The 1,708-nt window shown below is 39.4% G+C and carries 4 protein-coding genes; all 4 read left to right on the forward strand.

Annotated elements, in window-relative coordinates:
• Positions 1 to 212 (forward strand): DUF5674 family protein (locus HCR01_RS37780; protein ID WP_226890087.1); only part of this gene is annotated, 212 nt, incomplete at its 5' end.
• Positions 193 to 549: a hypothetical protein gene (locus tag HCR01_RS37785; protein WP_193200992.1), complete on the forward strand. Its 357-nt coding sequence runs from the start codon at positions 193 to 195 to the stop codon at positions 547 to 549. The genes HCR01_RS37780 and HCR01_RS37785, both read left to right, overlap by 20 nt.
• Positions 550 to 581: 32 nt before the next feature.
• The gene (locus tag HCR01_RS37790) at positions 582 to 1,376 is read left to right on the forward strand and encodes a peroxiredoxin-like family protein (RefSeq protein WP_193200993.1); all 795 of its coding nucleotides are present in this window, start codon (positions 582 to 584) and stop codon (positions 1,374 to 1,376) included.
• A gap of 94 nt (positions 1,377 to 1,470) precedes the next feature.
• The gene (locus HCR01_RS37795) at positions 1,471 to 1,641 is read left to right on the forward strand and encodes a hypothetical protein (protein WP_193200994.1); all 171 of its coding nucleotides are present in this window, start codon (positions 1,471 to 1,473) and stop codon (positions 1,639 to 1,641) included.
• Positions 1,642 to 1,708 lie beyond the last annotated feature (67 nt).

A 1,708-nucleotide genomic window follows, 5' to 3' on the forward strand; every position in this document is an offset into this window, starting at 1 on the left:
AAGCAGCATTGCTTGAAGACGGTAGTAGACAGCGAGATATCTGGGGTGCGGATTGGACTCCCTTTGACCAATCGATAGCTTATGAATCGATTATTAACATTCGTCCCAGTCAAAATAATCGCTCAATGTTAATTCAAGACCCAGCGATTAAAGAACGTGTTAAAAAAATAACTCAGGAGTTAATTGGTGGATATGAACCAGAATTTAGATAAAAAACAAGTGCATTTTCAAAGTGAAAATACATCAATTCGCTTAGGACACATAGCTTCCAATTTAGCAAGGATTAGAACATTTTGTAACAGCGCTTATAAAGAAGCTGTTGAAAGTGTGACAGATGAAACTATATGTTTTATTGAATGGACGGCAGCAGAAATTGAGCCTGAATATGCTGAAGAACTGGTTAACATTCAAGTTCAACTGGCACGATGGAGATTAACTTTTAATAGTATTTGGTCTGATGATAGTAAACAGAGGCAAATGTCAGAACAATGTAATATTTGGTCAGGACGAGTATTAGATATGTCAGGGTTGCTGTCCGAATCCATCTAAAATTTTATTTAAAGACTGTTGCCTTCACGTACATGAATACTGAAACACCCACCAATTCTCTAGATATTTACTCAATTTTGAGTCAAACTCAACGCTTGCGAGTTAGTGATGGAGAGATTAAACCCGTTTTAGATGGTTGCTCAAATACTTCAAAGTTGCTCGTACTTATTTGGTCGCAGTTGGGAGATTTTGATAATTTAGAATACGCTTGGTGGCTGCGAAGAGAATTTGAAGAGATTGAAGCCAGAGGAATCACAATTCGTGCTATTGGAATTGGAAACCGCAATTCTGGGATCAAGTTTTGCAAATATACTGGCTTTCCTCAAGAATTGTTATTTGTGGATGCAAAGGCTGAAGTTCACGAGCTTTTACGTCTTTATCGCGGCTTATCTATACAATTTCCTTTGCTATCAAGTTCACAAACAGCTTGGCTTAATTTAATCTTAATGTGTGCAGGAATTCGTAGCCCTGGAACTCTCAAGGAAGTTTTTCGGGGTTACAAAGGTGATAAAAAAGCACCTCAATTAATTGCTGATGAGGAAGTTATCAAGGGTACACCTTTACCACCAATAAAAGGTTCGTTTTTCAAAGCGGCTGGAGGAAAAGGTTTTCAGCGCCCATTTGAATTAGCAACCCTGCGCCTGCGAAACATGACTGAAGTTTTGAGAAACTGGAATATTTATGTACCAGATTCATCTTATTTGACACAACGGGGAGGCACTTTTCTATTTGATTCCCAAGGTCAGTTAATTTACGAACATCGCGATCGCGGGATTCTTGGTTTTGCTGAAAATATGAGCAATCCCTTATCTTTTTTGTATAAGTAATTAATCGGCAAGGGTGGCTGTTAGAAGAGAATTGTCAGCCAGGTGAATGACTACAGTTGCACAGTGAGTGAGAATGTGGGATGGGGAGTACACTGTGAGAATCGACCACCTCAAGCCACTCAATTACTTGCCTGCCGAAGGTGACCAGATGCAGTTAATTAGCGATGCCTGCGGCGGGCTACGCCTACGCATTAATCGGGTGTATTCGAGTTCACTGGAGGAGACGGTCAAAAATCGGTTGTGTTGCAAAAAAGGTTTGAAGTGATAAAATTCTCTAGAACTAAGATTATTTATGCAACAACTCCGAAGATGTCTGCAATAAAATTAACTTG

This window comes from Nostoc sp. MG11, from assembly GCF_014904695.1.
Classification (GTDB): Bacteria; Cyanobacteriota; Cyanobacteriia; order Cyanobacteriales; family Nostocaceae; genus Komarekiella.

Coding starts and splice junctions, on each gene's coding strand:
- HCR01_RS37790 (WP_193200993.1), top strand. CDS start 582: ATGAATACTGAAACACCCACCAATTCTCTAGATATTTACTCAATTTTG.
- HCR01_RS37785 (WP_193200992.1), top strand. CDS start 193: ATGAACCAGAATTTAGATAAAAAACAAGTGCATTTTCAAAGTGAAAAT.